Here is a 15,952-nt window from a genome sequence, read left to right on the forward strand (position 1 = left end):
CCTCGCCCCCGTCCGGGAGCAGCGTCCACACGAGCACGCCGGTGAGCGCCGCGCCGCCGCGCCGGGCCCGTACGGCGGCCCTGGCCACGGCGGCGGCGGCGCTCACCGGCGTGCTCGTGTGGACGCTGCTCCCGGACGGGGGCGAGGGGAACGATCGCACGGCCGCGCCACGCGGCACGGCCTCCGGGTCCACCGGGACGACGGCCTCCGCCGACGCGTCCCCCAGCGCCTCACCCGTGGACACCACCGGCGACCCCGTCGACCTCCTCAGCGCGGAGGGCCTGCACAAGGTCGTGGCGAAGCTGACCGACGCGATGGGCGGCTCGAAGGTCGACAGCCTGGTCGTGTACGGGGAGTACGCCATCGCCACCGGCCCCGTCCCCGGCCGTCCCAAGCTGTACGACCGCTACATCTACCGGGGCGCGGACGTGGCGGTGAAGTTCGGACCCGGCGGCACCATGACGCCGGGCACGGTCCCCGTCGACATGAAGGGCTTCGCCTGGGACGCCGTGCCCGCGCTGCTCACCAAGGCCGCCCGCACCCTCGGCATCCCGGCCCCGACGAGCCGCTACCTGATCGTCAGCCCGGCCTCCACGACCCTCGACAGCGACCCGACGATGAGCGTCTACCTCTCCGACGAGTACGGCAGCGCCCACTTGCAGGCCAACGCCCGCGGCGAGGTCATCGAGACCTACCCGCGCGACGAGGGCTGACCTCTCGCACGGGCGCCGCCCGTCACCCGACGGGTCCGCCTCTGCGCGCGGCCCGCCGCGACGCCGGAAGGGCCCGCGGACGGCAGTCCACGGGCCCTTCCCGACAGCGGTTGCGCGCCGCCTCGGCGGCCGGTCAGGCGCCGCTCTCGCGGAGCATGTCCTCGCGCTCGACGAGTTTCACGCGCTCGCGGCCCTGCGGCTCGCCCAGCGCCTTCTCCGCGGCGTCCAGCTTGTACCAGCCCTCCCAGGTGGTGAAGCGGACGTCCCGCTCGGCGAGGAACGCGTCCACCGCCTCCGGCTCGGGTGAGTCCGGCGTCTGGAGACGGCCGTTCGCGAAGTCGTCCAGCAGGTTCGACACCGTCTCGTTGGCGTCGCCCTTGGTGTGGCCGATCAGACCGACCGGACCGCGCCGGATCCAGCCGGTGACGTACGTCGACCGGAGGTGCGCGCCGCTCTCCTCGATGACCCGGCCGCCCTTGTCCGGGACCGTGCCCGAGTCGAGGTCCCAGGGCAGCTTCGGCAGCTTCTCGGACAGGTAGCCGACGGCGCGGTAGACGGCCGTGACGTCGAAGTCCTTGAACTCGCCGGTGCCCTTGACGTTGCCGGTGCCGTCGAGGGCGGTGCGCTCGGTGCGCAGGCCCACGACCTTGCCGTCCTCGCCGAGGATCTCCGAGGGCGACTCGAAGAAGTGCAGGAACAGTTTGTGCGGACGGTCGCCGGCGTCGCGGATCGCCCAGTTCTCCAGGGTCTTGGCGACCATGTCGGCCTGCTTGTTGCCGCGCCGGGTGGCGATCGAGCCCTCGTCGTAGTCGATGTCCTCGGGGTCGACGATGACCTCGATGTTGGGGGAGTGGTCCAGTTCCCGCAGCTCCATCGGGGAGAACTTCGCCTGGGCCGGGCCGCGGCGCCCGAAGACGTGGACCTCCAGCGCCTTGTTGGCCTTGAGGCCCTCGTGGACGTTCGGCGGGATCTCGGTCGGCAGCAGTTCGTCGGCCGTCTTGGCGAGGATGCGGGCCACGTCCAGGGCGACGTTGCCGACGCCGAGGACGGCGACCTTCTCCGCCTCCAGCGGCCAGGTGCGCGGCACGTCCGGGTGACCGTCGTACCAGGACACGAAGTCGGCGGCGCCGTAGGAGCCGTCGAGTTCGATGCCCGGGATCGACATCTCGCGGTCGGCCATCGCGCCGGTCGAGAAGATCACGGCGTCGTAGAAGGCGCGCAGGTCGTCCAGGTTCAGGTCGGCCGGGTAGTCGACGTTGCCGAAGAGACGGATCTGCGGCTTGTCGAGGACCTGGTGCAGGGCGGTGATGATGCCCTTGATCCGGGGGTGGTCGGGGGCGACGCCGTACCGGATCAGACCGAACGGGGCCGGCATGCGCTCGAAGAGGTCGATGGAGACACCGGGCTCGGTGGCCACATCCGACTTGAGCAGCGCGTCGGCGGCGTAGATCCCGGCGGGGCCGGCTCCGACGATGGCTACCCGCAGGGGGCGGGGCATGATCAGGTTCCCTTCGAGCGGCGACAGATCGACTCGGGGGAAGCCTAAACTAAGGCAAACCTTACTCGGTACGCGGGTCCGGTCTATGAGCCCATAAGCGTCATTTATGAGCCGCGGAGGGTTGGCGTGGTTCGGCGCGGGCGTCGTGCGACCCCTTCGGCCGGCCCTCGGGGGCTCTGCGGAGCGCGCTCAGGGCAGCGACTGCTCCGCCCAGATCACCTTGCCCGTCGGCGTGTAGCGGGTGCCCCACCGGTCCGTCAGCTGGGCGACCAGGAACAGCCCGCGCCCGCCCTCGTCCGTCATGGCCGCGTACCGCAGATGCGGCGAGGTGTTGCTGCTGTCGGAGACCTCGCAGATCAGCGTGCGGTCCCGCAGCAGCCGCACCCGGACGGGCGGGCTGCCGTACCGGATCGCGTTGGTGACCAGCTCGCTGAGGATCAGCTCCGTCGTGAACGACAGGTCCTCCAGGTCCCAGCGCGCCAGCTGCCGGGCCACCGCCGCCCGTACCTCGCCGACGGCGGCCGGGTCCACCGGCACGTCCCACTCGGCGACCTGGTCCGTGCCGAGCGCCCGGGTGCGGGCCACGATCAGGGCGATGTCGTCGTTCGGGCGGGCCGGCAGCAGCGACTCCAGGACCACCCGGCAGGTCTCCTCGGGCGAGCCGTCACCGCGGCCGAGCGCGGTGCGCAGCCGTTCCAGACCGGTGTCGATGTCCTGCTTGCGGTCCTCCACCAGCCCGTCGGTGTACAGCACCAGCCGGCTGCCCTCCGCCAGCTCCACCTCGGCCGTCTCGAACGGCAGCCCGCCGAGCCCCAGCGGCAGCCCCGCGGGCACCTCCAGGAACTCCACCCGCCCGTCGGGGTGGACCAGCGCGGGCGGCGGATGGCCGGCCCGTGCCACGGCGCAGCGCCGGGACACCGGGTCGTAGATGGCGTACAGGCAGGTCGCCCCCGCCACCGGCGCGCTGGTGCCGTCGGCCGTCTCGTCCTGGTCGATGCGGCTGACCATCTCGTCGAGCAGTACGAGAAGTTCCTCCGGCGGCAGGTCCAGGGCGGAGAAGTTGTGGACGGCGGTGCGCAGCCGCCCCATGGTGGCCGCGGCGTGCAGCCCGTGCCCGACGACGTCCCCGACGACCAGCGCGACGCGGGCCCCCGACAGCGGCAGTACGTCGAACCAGTCGCCGCCGACGCCCGCCTGCGCGGGCAGATAGCGGTAGGCGATGTCCAGGGCGCCCTGCTCGGGCAGGGTGCGCGGCAGCAGGCTCCGCTGGAGGGTGACGGCCATGCCGTGTTCACGGGTGAAGCGGCGCGCGTTGTCGATGGAGACCGCGGCCCGCGCCACCAGCTCCTCGGCGAGGGCCACCTCCTCCGGGTCGAAGGGCTCGGGCCGCTCCGAACGCCAGAAGCTGACCACGCCCAGCACCAGGGCCCCGGCCCGCACGGGCACGGTGATCAGCGAGTGGATCCCGAACTCCACCACCTGCTCGGTCCGCTCCAGGTCCTGCGCCCGCCAGCCCGGCGACTCGGCGAGCCGGGCCTCCAGGACGGGCCGGCCCTGGGCCAGGCTGCGGGACTGCGGGGACGACTCCACGAACGTGATCTGCTCGCCCACCGCGTACAGCGGCGCGCCCTTGCGGATCGCGCTCAGCGCCGTGCGCCGCAGGGCGCCCCTCGCCTCCGGTTCCTCACCCGCCAGCACGGCGTCGAAGAGGTCGACGCAGACGAAGTCGGCGAACCGGGGCACGGCCAGCTCCGCCAGTTCCTCGGCGGTCCGCGTCACGTCCAGGCTCGTCCCGATGCCCACTCCGGCCGCGTACAGCATGTCCAGTCGCTCGCGCGCCGCCTCCGCCCGGCCGGACAGGGCGCGCAGCTCCGTCGAGTCACGCAGGGTGGCGACGCTGCCGGCCGGTCCGCCCGCGAGGTCTGTGGGCCGCTGGTTGATCGCCAGCAGCCGGTCCCCGACCAGGTGCACCTCGTCCGTCGCCATCCGCCCGGAGGCGAGCAGTTCGGCGGTGTCGGAGTCCAGGCCCAGGTCGAACACCTTGCGGAGCTCGGCGTCCGGCGGCAGGTCCAGCAGCCGGTGGGCCTCGTCGTTGGCGAGGAGCAGCTCGCCCTCGCCGCCGACGATGATCACCCCTTCGCGCACGGCGTGCAGGACCGCGTCGTGGTGCTCGTACATCCGGGTCATCTCGTGCGGGCCCAGGCCGTGGGTCTGGCGCAGCAGGCGGCGGCTGACCAGTGCCGTGCCCGCGGTGGCCAGGAGGAGGGCCGCCACGGTCGTGCTCAGCACCAGCGGCAGCTGACGGTTGGCGTTCCCGCCGACGTGCTCTGTGGTGATGCCGGCCGACACCAGTCCGACGACCCGGCCGTCGGGGTCCTTCACGGGCACCACGGCCTGTACGAGCCGTCCGATGGTGCCGTCGACCTCCTCGACCACCGTCCCGCCGGCCTGCGCCGGGGCCAGCGTGCCGACGAACTGCTTGCCGATACGGTCCTGTCTGGGGTGGGTGTAGCGGATGCCGTCGGTGTTCATGACGACGATGAAGTCCACGTCCGCCGCCTCGCGGGCGGCCTCCGCGCGCGGCTGGAGCACGGCCGTCGGATCGGGGCTGCTCAGCGCCGCCGGCATGCCCGGCGAGTTGGCGAAGGTCTCCGCGACGGCGAGGGAGCGGTTGCGGGCCTCCTGGGTGGTGTCGTGCCGTGCCTGGAGCACCAGGGCGACGACCGCCGCCACGCCGAGCAGCAGGACGACGACCACTTGAAGGACGAACACCTGCGCGGCGAGGCTGCGCCCGCCGAGCGTGGTCTCGGGCGTGCGCCGCACCAGCGGGCCCCGGGGACGACGGGCCGGCCGGGTACCCGATCGCCCCAGGAGTCGGACCATGTGCCATGTCTACACTGCCGGGCCCCGTCAGGCGAGGGGCGTTACGCGTTGCGACGGACCCCGGCGCCCCCGGACGGGCTGTGCGCCCGGACGGCCCCTCGGCGGTGGTCGCGGTGAGGCCGGGCCCCCGGCCCCTTGCGGCAGCTTCGTGACCTGCGTACGTCCGTCGGGGTGGCGCGGTGGCGACGGCGACGGGCGAACGCCCCCCGGAAGGCGGCGACGGCGCCGGCGCCGGCTACGAGGCGGCGGACCCTGCGGCCCGCAGCGCGCGGGCGTGCGCGGGAAAGACGGCCAGGCGCGGCGGCTGACCCGGCCCGTCCGGGGTGACCGGCCGCGCTGCTCGCCGTCCGCGGTCCGGCCAGGTCGGGCTCGGTCAGGCAGTCGCCTTCAGCGTGCTCTTGGCCAGTTCGAAGGCGGGCAGCATGGCCTCGTGCTCCTCGGTGTCCATGCCCCCGAGGTGGATGACGACCGGGCCGTCGGGCGTGCTCACGGCGAGGGCGCGCTCCTTCTTCGTCTCCTCCAGCAGCGCGCTCGTCGTCGTGTACTCCACCTCGGTACCGGAGAAGGAGCCGGAGGTGAAGGCGCGGTACTTCTCCCCGCTCGCCGTCTTCTCGGCGCCCACGAAGCCCTCCAGCACGGTGCGGGTCTCCGCGTCGCCCGGCTCACCCGTCCACACCCGCAGGAAGCCGAGCTTTCCGGCCGGCTTGGCGTCGATCTCGCACACCATGGTGACCGGGCCCTGCCGCAGCAGGTCGACGAGCGCTTCGCCGATCGCGTCGGCCGCCGCGTCGCCGGTGTCGATCTCCTGGTCGGCCGCGTCGACGCCCTCCGCCTCCCAGAACTCGGCGATGTCGAAGGTGACGGGAAGCTCACAGGCCGAACCGGCGGCCCCGATGCTCCCCCCGCGCGCCGCGGCCTCGGCGGTGGCCGACGCCTTGCCACCGGCCGAACCGGAGTCCTCCCCCGACTCGCCGCACCCCACCGCCATCCCCGTCAGCAACACCGCCGCCGCCAGCCCCCGCCAGCCGTTCCCCACCCCGAAGCGCACCGCTGTCTCTCCCTCTGGCCCTCTGCTCGAAACCGGTTTCTCGTTCGATACCGGCGGAGCACTGTAACCGAGGGGCGCGGGAATGACCTCGCCCTTTTCGCTGTTGCAGACCTCGGCTGGCATGCACCGCTCAATGAGTGCGATGCCGGTGAAAGGAGGCCCCATGGCACGCAGCACGGCACGCCCCGTCGTCACCCTGAGGTCCACCGCCGGTACCGGCGCGACCTACACGACCCGCAAGAACCGCCGCAACGACGCCGACCGCCTGGTCCTGCGCAAGTACGACTCCGTCGCCGGACGGCACGTCACGTTCCGCGAGGAGCGCTGAGGGGAGGAGCGCTGAGGGGAGGAGCGCTGACGGGAGGAGCGTCGGAGTCACGCTGCCGAGCGCAGCAGCGCCGACGCCACGGCGCCGAGCGCAGCAGCGTCGGCGTCACAGTGCCTGCCGGCCCGAAGAGGGCCGGTCCCCTGGAGTCGGCCGAAGGTGCAACACCGGCCGAAGGTGCAGTAGAGGAGGCAGTCATGAAGGTGCGCAATTCCCTGCGATCCCTGAAGTCCAAGCCCGGAGCCCAGATCGTGCGCCGGAAGGGAGTCACCTTCGTCATCAACAAGAAGGAGCCCCGCTTCAAGGCCCGCCAGGGCTGAGAACCCCGCAGCCGCCGCGCTCACCCGCCCTGCCCACCCGCCGGGCGGGGGGCGCGCGGCCGTCCTACGGTGGGGGAGCGGCCGGTTCCCCAGGGAATCCGGGCCGCTCCCGGCCGGCGCCGACTTCCCCCGTGTCCGATCCGGCCGGGGCCGCCGCACCCCTTGCCACGCGAGGGGTGCGTCCGGCGTTCTTCCTGATCACAGCACCGGAGTGATCCCCGCAGGCATTCCTGGCGTCTCTATGGACGTAAGACCCGGCGCGCGGGTCCGGCCGACCGGGCCGGCACCGCGCGCCGGGTGCAGGACACGGCCGTGCGTTCCCCGCGTGCGGCGAGCGGTGGGGAAGAGCGTGACGATCGTGCGACCAGCGGAGGAACGGCGCGGTGCGGCCGGCGAGGGCCGTGCCGTGCGCGACAGGGCGCCGGGCCCCCCGGCCCGCGTCGGCGCCTTCGCCCTGCGCACACTCCGCAACGAGGGCCGCACCATCTTCGTCGACCCGGTACGGCGACTGCTGCGGCGCGGCCCCGCCGGGCTGCTGCTCGCCGGTGTCGCCGTCGGGGGCGTCATCTTCTTCCACGCCCTCGCCCAGCGGCCAGCCGGGGCGGACGTCGTCCGGGCCGTCGGCGGAGTCCAGGGAGACCTGCCCCTCTGGCTGGCCCTGCTGCGTACCCCGGTCTCGCTGTACGTCCCCGCGCTCGACCTGCCGGTCTGGGCCGGCATCACGCAGCTGTTCCTCGCCTTCGCGCTGGCCGAGAACAGCCTCGGCCGGGCCCGCACGCTGGCCGTCGCCTACGCGACCACGCTGGCCGGCACCCTCAGCGCCCGAGTGATGATCTTGGCGGGCCCGGACCGGTGGGGGTTCGGCCTCCCGCCCGAGGCGGGGCAGGTGCTCGACACGGGCCCGTCCGCCGCCGTCGTCGGCCTGTTCACCTATATCTCCGTCGTCCGGCGCGCCCCCGTCGTCTTCCTGCTCACGGGCGGCTCGATGGTGTGGGAGTCGATCGCCAAGCCCAACCTGGCCGGCCGCGAACACCTGGTCGCGGTCGCGGCCGCGATCGTCCTGGGTCTGCTGCACGGCCGGCGCCCCGCCTGGCTCCCCGATCCACGCAGCCTCCTGCGCCGGCCCAAGCGGCCCAAGCGGCCCAAGTGGCCCAAGCGGTCGGGACCGGCCGGACCGGGCGGCGTGGCCGCCCCGGATGCCGGTGCTCAGGCCGCTTCGTCCGTCGGTGCCCCGGCCGTCGCTCTCCCCTCCGTTGGTGCCCCGTCCGCCGCCGAGATGCCGTCAGTCAGGGCCGACGCCGGGCTAAACGTGGATATCTGAGAAACTCCCATGAATCCGTGGGGCGGTTGAACACTCCTGACTCCGGCTGCGTATAGAGCCGCGGGGATCTCATGTCCTGGCCGCCGACGACGTTTTGGAGCACTTCGTGGGACACACAAGGCGCAGGCGCCCGACGGGCGGACGACGAGCGACGTTCGCCGCGGTCGCGCTGATGCTCGGCGGCGGAGGGTTGATGGCCGCGAATGTCTACGCCTCCGCCACCGAGGACGACCAAGGGCCCTGGACCTCCGGTTCCGTCACCATCGACTGTCCGGACGTGGGCAGTCGGCTGACCTCGGTTCCGGACGGCGCGGGCGAGGAGGTGGACCGCGAACTCGCCCAGCTCGACCAGCAGGTGGCCGCGGCCTACCAGCAACTCCAGGGTTCGGCCCAGGCCGTGCGCGAGGACGCCGGCTTCGCCGACAACGCGGTGATGAACCCGTTGAAGGAGAAGCGCGCCGCGACCCTCGAGCGCATCGGCATCGCCATCGACCGTGTGGCCGACCGCCCGGAGGGCCTCTCCGACCTCGCCGCCTGCACCCTGCGCACCGCTGACGACAACGCGGGCGAGGAAGCCGGGGGCAACGGCGGAGACGGCCAGAACCAGGGCGACGGCCAGAACCAGGGCGACGGTCAGAACCAGGGCGACGGTCAGAACCAGGGCGACGGTCAGCAGGGCGGAGACGGGCAGCAGGACGACGGCGGCGCAGGTGACGGCCAGCAGGGCGGCGGAGGCAACGGCGGGCAGGCGGGTAACGGTCCCGTGGCAGCCGACTTCGTCGACATCACCACCGTGCAGCCCGCCCAGCAGGCCGCCGACCCCGGCGCCGGCCCCTCCCAGGGCACCTTCGCCACCAGCTGCGGCGTCAACGCCAACGGCCTGTTCAACTCCGACAACGTGATCGCCGCGCCGGGTGTCACCAATGGCGCCCACCACTTCCACGACTACGTCGGCAACCAGGCCAACGACGCCTTCGCCTCGGACGACGACCTCGCCAACGGCGAGACCACCTGTGTCGACCAGGGCGACAGGTCCACCTACTACTGGCCCGTGCTACGACTGCAGAACGGCACCCAGGAGCAGGACGCCCAGTCGCCCGGCGGCGGCATCGAAGGCAACGCGGGCGAGATCGTCACGCCCAAGGAGGTCACGCTGACCTTCGTGGGCAACCCGCGCTCCGAGGTCACGGCCATGCCCCGGCTGCTGCGCATCATCACCGGGGACGCCAAGGCCTTCGTCAACGGCACGGCCAACGCCAACGCCTCCTGGAGCTGCACCGGATTCGAGGACCGGCAGCTGAAGGACAAGTACCCGCTCTGCCCGAACGGCAGTGACGTCGTGCGTGCGTTCAGCTTCCAGAGCTGCTGGGACGGCAACAACACCGACAGCGCCAACCACCGCACGCACGTGGCGTTCGCGGCGGCCGACGGCAGCTGCCCGGCCGGCTTCAAGGCCATTCCGCAGCTGGTGCAGCGCATCGTCTACGACGTCGACGCGCCGAGCCTCCAGGACGGCGGCCGTACGACGCCGCTGTTCGCGGTGGACTCCTTCCCCGAGCAGCTGCACAAGCCGGTCACCGACCACGGCGACTTCATCAACGTCTTCGACGAGAACCTGATGAACGAGATGGTCGACTGCATCAACGAGGGTCGCACCTGCGGCGCCGGTGGTGCCAACGGCGGCGGCGACAACGGCGGTGGCGACAACGGCGGCGGCGACAACGCTGGTGGTGACAACGGCGGTGGCGACAACGGCGGCGGCGCGGACCAGCCCGGCCAGGACCAGGACCAGGACCAGGACCAGGGCCAGGACCAGGACCAGGGCCAGGAGCAGCCCCCGGCCCAGAACCCCGAGGAGCCCCGGACCGAGCCCGCAGCGGGCGGCGCCGGCTCAGCCGACACCCCCCGTACCGCCGAGCCCCGCGCCTACACGAAGCCGAGCGCCAAGGCGACCGAGCCGGCGGCGGAGAACCCGGCCAAGGACACCCCGGCCAAGGACACCGGCGCCAAGGGCGAGATCGGCACCCCCGCGACGGCGGACCCGGACGAGGCTCCGAACCAGAACCAGAACCAGAACCAGAACCAGAACCAGAACGAGAACCCGGCCCCGGACCAGAGCCCGGTCGCGGCCGACGCGGGTGACACGCCGGCCGTCGTGCCCGCACCGCAGGCCCAGGGCGGCCTGGCCGAGACCGGCGCCAACCTGTGGCCGGCGGCCGCGGGCGCGCTGCTGCTGATCGGCGGGTTCGTGGTCCTGCGCCGTTCGGCGAGGAGTTCGTAACCCGGTTCCCACCTGAGGCAACCCCCGCGCACGGGCACGAACGGGTGCTCCCTGACGCGAGTGACCGCCCCGCCACCGGACCGCACGGTATATGTCGCTCGGAGTGACCGCACAGGTCGCTCCGGGCGGCACCGGCCCCGGACCGGCGGGGCGGCCGTGCGACCAGGGGAGCCCCATGCAGCACACGCACACGCACACCGACACGGGTACGGACCTGGAGTACTACGACCTCGGCGGTCACCGCCGTACGGTCACCACCTCCTCCGCCGAGGCGCAGCGCTGGTTCGACCGCGGCCTGGTCTGGTCGTACGCCTTCCACCACGAGGAGGCCGTCGCCTGCTTCGAGCGCGCCGTCCGTGCCGACCCGGACTGTGCGATGGCCCACTGGGGCATCGCCTACGCGCTCGGCCCCAACTACAACAAACCCTGGGAGTTCTTCGACGACCAGGACCTCGCGCAAACCGTGGAGCGCACGCACGCCGCCGTGGAACTCGCCCACGACAAGGCCGTAGCCGCCGCCACCCCCGTCGAACGCGCCCTGATCGGTGCCCTGCGCGCCCGCTACCCGCAGGAACGGCCCGCCGCGGACTGCTCGGTGTGGAACGAGCCCTACGCCGACGCCATGGCCGCCGTCCACGCCCTGGCCCCCGACGACCTCGACGTGGCCGCCCTGTACGCCGACGCGCTGATGAACCTGACGCCCTGGCAGCTGTGGGACCTGGGCACGGGCGAACCCGCTGAGGGCGCGCGTACCCGCGAGGCGCGGGCGGTGCTCGACGCGGCGCTCGCCACGGAGGCCGGGCGCCGTCATCCCGGCCTGCTGCACTTCCACATCCACCTGATGGAGATGTCCCCGATCCCCGAGGCGGCCCTGGCCGCCGCCGACCGGCTGCGCGACCTGGTGCCGGACGCCGGCCACCTCCAGCACATGCCCTCGCACCTGGAGGTGCTGTGCGGCGACTACCGGGCGGTGGTGTCGGACAACACGCGGGCGATCGCCGCCGACGAGAAGTACGTGGCCCGTTCCGGCGCGATGAACTTCTACACCCTCTACCGCGCCCACAACCACCACTTCAGGATCTACGGCGCGATGTTCCTCGGCCGGTCGCAGGTCGCCCTGGAGGCCGCCGACCGGCTGGAGGAGTGCCTGCCGGAGGAACTGCTGCGGGTGGAGAGCCCGCCCATGGCGGACTGGCTGGAGGCCTTCCTCGCGATGCGGGTCCATGTGCTGATCCGCTTCGGCCGCTGGGACGACATCCTGCAGCTGCCGGCGCCCGCCGACCCGCGGCTGTACAGCACGACGACCGCGATGCGGCACTACGCCCGCGGCGTCGCCCTCTCCGCGACCGGCCGGGTCCCCGAGGCGGAGGCCGAGCGCACGCTGCTGCGGGCGGCCGTCGCCCGGGTCCCGCAGACCCGCATGCTGTTCAACAACACCTGCGCCGACATCCTCGCCATCGCCGCCGCCATGCTCGACGGCGAACTGGAGTACCGAAAAGGGCGCCACGAGGCCGCGTTCGCCGCCCTGGAACGCTCCATCGAGCTCGACGACAACCTTCCCTACGACGAGCCCTGGGGCTGGATGCAGCCCACCCGGCACGCCTACGGCGCCCTGCTCCTGGAACAGGGCCGGATCGCCGAGGCGGAGGCGGTCTACCGCGCCGACCTGGGCCTCGACGACTCGCTGCCCCGCTCCTCCCAGCACCCCGGCAACGTCTGGTCCCTGCACGGACTCCACGAATGCCTCGTCCGGCTGGGCAAGGAAGGAGAGGCGCGGATCATCGCCCAGCAGCTGAGGTTCGCCGCCGCGCTGACGGACGTACCCGTCGAGGCGTCCTGCTTCTGCCGTCTCGACACCGCGGCCGGGGCCCGGAGCACGAGCGGCTGCTGCGGCATGGACAATTGACCGACCACCCGCCCGGGATGCCGAGCCGCCCCCCCGTCCCCACGATGGACGCAGGAGGCGGAACCAGGACGTCCGGGCGGACGGGAGGGCGATGGCGCGGGCCACGCGGAACAGGGGGACCTCGGACCATGGTGGGCGCAGGGTGAACGAGACACGCACGAAGACAACGACGGGCGGGAGCCGGCCCCACAGCGGGATCGGCCGCGCCCGCGGCTGGGCACGGCTCGCCCTGGCGCTGGTCGCCGGCTGCGTCGCCGTCGTCTTCTCCGGCTTCGACTCCGGCGGGTGGCTGATCCTGCTCGCCGGGTTCGCCGGGCTCGCGCTGGCCGGGGCGGGCGTCTGGTGGATGCTCGCGCACCGTGGCGGCGCCCGGCTGCTGGGCGGCCTGCTCGCCGTGGCCGCGCCCGTGGGCGTACTGGTTCTCTACGCCGCGTCCGGGCTGTGGATCGTGGCCGCGGGCGCGGTCGCCCTGTGGGCGGCGGCGCTCGCCTCGGCCCGCTCCGCACTGCGCAATCTGCGCCGCCCGCGCGGCATGCACACCCGCAAGGCCCCGGCCCCGAAGCGGCCGGTCCTGCTGATGAACGTGCGGTCGGGTGGCGGGAAGGTCGAGAAGTTCGACCTCGTCAAGCGCGCCGAGGCGCTCGGCGCCCGGGTGATCGTGCTCGGCCCGGACACCTACCCCGACCCCGTGAAGGTGGCCCGGCAGGCCGTGGCCGAGGGCGCCGACCTTCTCGGCGTCGCGGGCGGCGACGGAACCCAGGCGCTCGTGGCCTCCGTGGCCGCCGACCACGGACTGCCCTTCCTGGTGATCGCCGCGGGCACCCGCAACCACTTCGCGATGGACCTGGGCCTGGACCGCGCCGACCCGGTGCGCGGCCTGGAGGCCCTCACCGACGGCGTGGAACTCCGCGTCGACCTCGGCGACGTCGGCGGGCGGCCCTTCGTCAACACGGTGTCCTTCGGGGCGTACGCGGAGATAGTGCAGAGCCCGGAGTACCGCGACGCCAAGGCCGCCACCGCCCTGGAGCACCTGCCCGACCTGCTCGCGGGCGAGGGCGGCACCGTCCTTGACGTCCACACCGACAGCGTCCACCTGTACGCCCCGCAGGCCCTCCTCGTCAGCAACAACCCCTACGCCCGCGCCGACCCGCTCGGCGGCGGCCGGCGTCCCCGTCTGGACACCGGACAGCTCGGCGTCGTCGGCATCCGGGTGGAGGGCCCGGGGCAGGCCGCCGAACTGCTCCTGCTCGGCGAACGCGCCAGCGGAATCACCTCCGTGACGTCCCGCCGGGTCACCGTGGAGGCACCCGAGCGACACATTCCGGTGGCCGTCGACGGCGAGGCGCTCGACCTGCCCGTCCCGGTCGTGTGCACGCTGCGGCGCGGCGCGCTCCGGGTCCGGGTCCCGCGCCACCGTCCGGGCGCCCCCTACGCGCCCCCGACCGTCGACTGGCGGCGCATCGTCGCCCTCGCCATCGGCCGCACCGACCCCCGTACGACCCAGGAGACGCACGATGTCTGACCGCCGAACCGAGCCACGCGTCCGCATGCTGCACCTGGTCCGTGACCTCGCCACGCTCGATCAGGCGCTGTACGAGGCGGTCACCGTGACCAGGACCCCCACCCTGGACACCGCCCTGCGCCGGCTGTCCGCGGCGGCGGACCACTCCAAGCTGTCCTTCGCCGTCGCCGCCGCGCTCGCGCTGCGCGGCGGCCGGTCCCGGCGTGCGGCCGCCCTGGGCGTCGCGGCCGTCGGGGTGGCCTCGGCCGGCGCCAACCTGCTCGGCAAGCGCCTCGTGCGCCGGCCGCGCCCGCACCGTGCCGTCGACTCGCCGTTCCCGGGCCGGCACGTCCCGATGCCGGACTCCGCGTCGTTCCCGTCCGGGCACACCGCCTCGGCCGTCGCCTTCGCGGCGGCCGTCGGCCCGGCGTTCCCCGTCGCCGCCGTCCCGCTGGGCCTGCTCGCCTGCGCGGTGGGCTACTCACGCGTCCACACCGGCGTGCACTACCCGGGCGACGTCGTGGCGGGCGCGCTCCTCGGGACCGGATCGGCGGCCCTGGTGCTGGCGGCGGCGGCCCGGCTGGACGGCTGAGGAAGGGGGCGCCGGGCCAGAACCGGCGCCCGCTACTCCCGCCCGCAGTGAAGGAAGACGTGCGGCTCGGGTACGGCCTCGGGGTGGTCGGGGGTGAACAGCAGGTTCTCCTCGGAGAGCACCGTCAGCCCCGCGTCGGTCACCATCTCGACGAGCTCGTCGCGGGCGTAGCTGGTGACCCGCACCGGCTGCCCCATGAACACCGCGTCCACGCCCTCCACGTCCAGCGGCACGGTGGCGAGGACGAGGCTGCCCCCCGGCAGCAGGGCGCGCGCCAGCCGGGCGACCAGAGCGCTCTGCTGCGCCCGGTCCAGCTGGAGCAGGGAGAAGTACACGCAGATCGCGTGGAACGAGCCATCCTCCAGCGGCAGTTCGCGTACGTCCAGGCACCGGAACGTCGCCTCGGGGACCTGCCGGGTGGCGAGAGCGACCATGACGGGGGAGACGTCGACGCCCAGCACATCGTGTCCGGCCCCTGCCAGGGTCTCGGCCGTCGGGCGGCCCGTACCGCTGCCCACGTCCAGTACCCGGCTGCCCGGCGGGAGCCGCCCGAGCAGCCACCGCAGCGACCGGTGGTGGGCCTCCGAGTGCGCGAACGCCTTCTCGTATCCGGATCCCAGTGCGTCGAACACCGCCGCCGCGCGTCGCTTCTCGTCCTCGCCGGTCACCTCGGTCACGTCGGCCTCCCGTCGTGGTGGGCAGGTCCCGCGCCCGCGCGGCCCTGACGGCGCCTCAGTCTAGGGCCTCTCGTTCGGATCGAGCCCGGCATGAATCCAAAGGAGAGGCCCTCGGGCCGGGCGCGAGCGGGGCGGTTCCCGGAAGCGGCCGGAATCCGAGTTTCCACTACCGTCAGTAACATGGTCCACTCTCCTCTGAGTGGAGCTACTGGCCAGTAGCTCCATGCTCCGCGACCGTTCGTTCCCTTCGGAGGACCCCCGATGACCTCGCCCGAGGAAGCCCTGCAACAGGCCCGTGCCACGTATGAGGAGCACGCCCGCACGTGTCGGCAGTGCCACTTCGACGCCGTGCCGTGCCCGGTCTCGAAGCACCTTCTGCGTGCCTGCAACAACGCCCGCCGCGAGCAGATGCGGGCGAACTCGGGCGTGCGTTGAGCGATCTTCGTCACACCGGGTGACCGGGATGGGCGGCCTCAGGCGGGTCGTACCGCTCCGCGCAGTGCGCCCTCGCCGAGGGCGTGGACCGAGTCCTCGCGGATGGCGGCGCCGGGGCCCGGAGCGTGGATCATCATGCCGTTGCCCGTGCACAGACCGGTGTGGCTCAGGTCGTCGAAGAAGAAGACCAGGTCACCGGGGCGCAGCTCCTCCAGGTCGACCCGGGTGAAGTCCCGAGCCTGGTCGAGCGCCGTCCGCGGCAGCGTCACCCCCGCGGCCCGCCAGGCGGCCTGCGTGAGGCTGGAGCAGTCGTACGACTCCGGCCCCGTGGCACCCGACACGCACGGCCGCCCGATCTGGGCGCGGGCGAAGGCGAGCGCCTTGTCCGCCTTGCCGAGGTAGCCGGTTCCGCTCGCGTGGCCGGTGAGGCCGAGCGGGGACGGGGCGGGAGC

General features: G+C 73.2%; 13 protein-coding genes and 1 pseudogene. 9 read left to right on the forward strand and 5 right to left on the reverse strand.

Annotated elements, in window-relative coordinates; all coding sequences use genetic code 11:
- A pseudogene (locus tag P1P75_RS30750) lies at positions 1-713 on the forward strand (serine/threonine protein kinase); the annotation flags it as partial.
- Between the two features lie 133 nt (positions 714-846).
- Here P1P75_RS30750 and P1P75_RS30755 read toward each other — a convergent pair.
- The 3 genes from P1P75_RS30755 to P1P75_RS30765 form a co-directional block, all read right to left on the reverse strand.
- Positions 847-2,211: an FAD-dependent oxidoreductase gene (locus P1P75_RS30755; RefSeq protein ID WP_319261625.1), complete on the reverse strand. Its 1,365-nt coding sequence runs from the start codon at positions 2,209-2,211 to the stop codon at positions 847-849.
- A 189-nt stretch (positions 2,212-2,400) separates the two neighbouring features.
- Entirely contained in the window at positions 2,401-5,094 is a 2,694-nt protein-coding gene (locus P1P75_RS30760; protein WP_319261627.1) for a SpoIIE family protein phosphatase, read from the reverse strand.
- A gap of 373 nt (positions 5,095-5,467) precedes the next feature.
- Entirely contained in the window at positions 5,468-6,142 is a 675-nt protein-coding gene (locus P1P75_RS30765) for a lipoprotein (RefSeq protein ID WP_319261630.1), read from the reverse strand.
- Positions 6,143-6,305: 163 nt separating this feature from the next.
- On the opposite strand from P1P75_RS30765, the gene rpmG reads away from it, so the two are divergent.
- The 7 genes from rpmG to P1P75_RS30800 all read left to right on the forward strand — a co-directional run bounded on the left by rpmG (position 6,306) and on the right by P1P75_RS30800 (position 14,388).
- Positions 6,306-6,470: a 50S ribosomal protein L33 gene (gene rpmG, locus P1P75_RS30770; protein WP_086773553.1), complete on the forward strand. Its 165-nt coding sequence runs from the start codon at positions 6,306-6,308 to the stop codon at positions 6,468-6,470.
- Positions 6,471-6,664: 194 nt separating this feature from the next.
- Positions 6,665-6,787: a type B 50S ribosomal protein L36 gene (ykgO, locus tag P1P75_RS30775; protein ID WP_086773554.1), complete on the forward strand. Its 123-nt coding sequence runs from the start codon at positions 6,665-6,667 to the stop codon at positions 6,785-6,787.
- A 454-nt stretch (positions 6,788-7,241) separates the two neighbouring features.
- A complete protein-coding gene (locus P1P75_RS30780) occupies positions 7,242-8,108 on the forward strand; it encodes a hypothetical protein (RefSeq protein WP_319261652.1) in 867 nt (288 codons plus the stop codon).
- Between the two features lie 193 nt (positions 8,109-8,301).
- On the forward strand, positions 8,302-10,389 hold the full coding sequence (locus P1P75_RS30785) for a DUF1996 domain-containing protein (protein WP_319261633.1): 2,088 nt from the start codon (positions 8,302-8,304) through the stop codon (positions 10,387-10,389).
- Between the two features lie 175 nt (positions 10,390-10,564).
- On the forward strand, positions 10,565-12,295 hold the full coding sequence (locus P1P75_RS30790; protein ID WP_319261636.1) for a hypothetical protein: 1,731 nt from the start codon (positions 10,565-10,567) through the stop codon (positions 12,293-12,295).
- Positions 12,296-12,437: 142 nt separating this feature from the next.
- Positions 12,438-13,817: a diacylglycerol kinase family protein gene (locus P1P75_RS30795; RefSeq protein WP_319261640.1), complete on the forward strand. Its 1,380-nt coding sequence runs from the start codon at positions 12,438-12,440 to the stop codon at positions 13,815-13,817.
- The gene (locus tag P1P75_RS30800) at positions 13,810-14,388 is read left to right on the forward strand and encodes a phosphatase PAP2 family protein (protein ID WP_319261643.1); all 579 of its coding nucleotides are present in this window, start codon (positions 13,810-13,812) and stop codon (positions 14,386-14,388) included. Before P1P75_RS30795 ends, P1P75_RS30800 begins: the two co-directional genes overlap by 8 nt.
- A 32-nt stretch (positions 14,389-14,420) precedes the next feature.
- Here P1P75_RS30800 and P1P75_RS30805 read toward each other — a convergent pair whose 3' ends face one another.
- Entirely contained in the window at positions 14,421-15,056 is a 636-nt protein-coding gene (locus P1P75_RS30805; protein WP_319261655.1) for a class I SAM-dependent methyltransferase, read from the reverse strand.
- A 270-nt stretch (positions 15,057-15,326) separates the two neighbouring features.
- Between P1P75_RS30805 and P1P75_RS30810 the strand changes: the two genes are divergently transcribed.
- Positions 15,327-15,500 (forward strand): hypothetical protein, encoded by a 174-nt coding sequence (locus P1P75_RS30810; protein ID WP_319261646.1) that lies wholly within the window; start codon positions 15,327-15,329, stop codon positions 15,498-15,500.
- Between the two features lie 38 nt (positions 15,501-15,538).
- Here the strand turns inward: P1P75_RS30810 and P1P75_RS30815 are convergent.
- Positions 15,539-15,952, reverse strand: a 414-nt coding sequence (locus P1P75_RS30815) for an NlpC/P60 family protein (RefSeq protein ID WP_319261649.1), incomplete at its 5' end; no start/stop codon positions are given.

It is taken from the genome of Streptomyces sp. ID05-39B (assembly GCF_033794725.1).
Taxonomy (GTDB): Bacteria; Actinomycetota; Actinomycetes; order Streptomycetales; family Streptomycetaceae; genus Streptomyces; species Streptomyces bobili.

Coding starts and splice junctions, on each gene's coding strand:
- P1P75_RS30810 (WP_319261646.1), top strand. CDS start 15,327: ATGACCTCGCCCGAGGAAGCCCTGCAACAGGCCCGTGCCACGTATGAG.
- P1P75_RS30760 (WP_319261627.1), bottom strand. CDS start 5,094: ATGGTCCGACTCCTGGGGCGATCGGGTACCCGGCCGGCCCGTCGTCCC.
- rpmG (WP_086773553.1), top strand. CDS start 6,306: ATGGCACGCAGCACGGCACGCCCCGTCGTCACCCTGAGGTCCACCGCC.
- P1P75_RS30755 (WP_319261625.1), bottom strand. CDS start 2,211: ATGCCCCGCCCCCTGCGGGTAGCCATCGTCGGAGCCGGCCCCGCCGGG.
- P1P75_RS30790 (WP_319261636.1), top strand. CDS start 10,565: ATGCAGCACACGCACACGCACACCGACACGGGTACGGACCTGGAGTAC.
- P1P75_RS30800 (WP_319261643.1), top strand. CDS start 13,810: ATGTCTGACCGCCGAACCGAGCCACGCGTCCGCATGCTGCACCTGGTC.
- ykgO (WP_086773554.1), top strand. CDS start 6,665: ATGAAGGTGCGCAATTCCCTGCGATCCCTGAAGTCCAAGCCCGGAGCC.
- P1P75_RS30785 (WP_319261633.1), top strand. CDS start 8,302: ATGGCCGCGAATGTCTACGCCTCCGCCACCGAGGACGACCAAGGGCCC.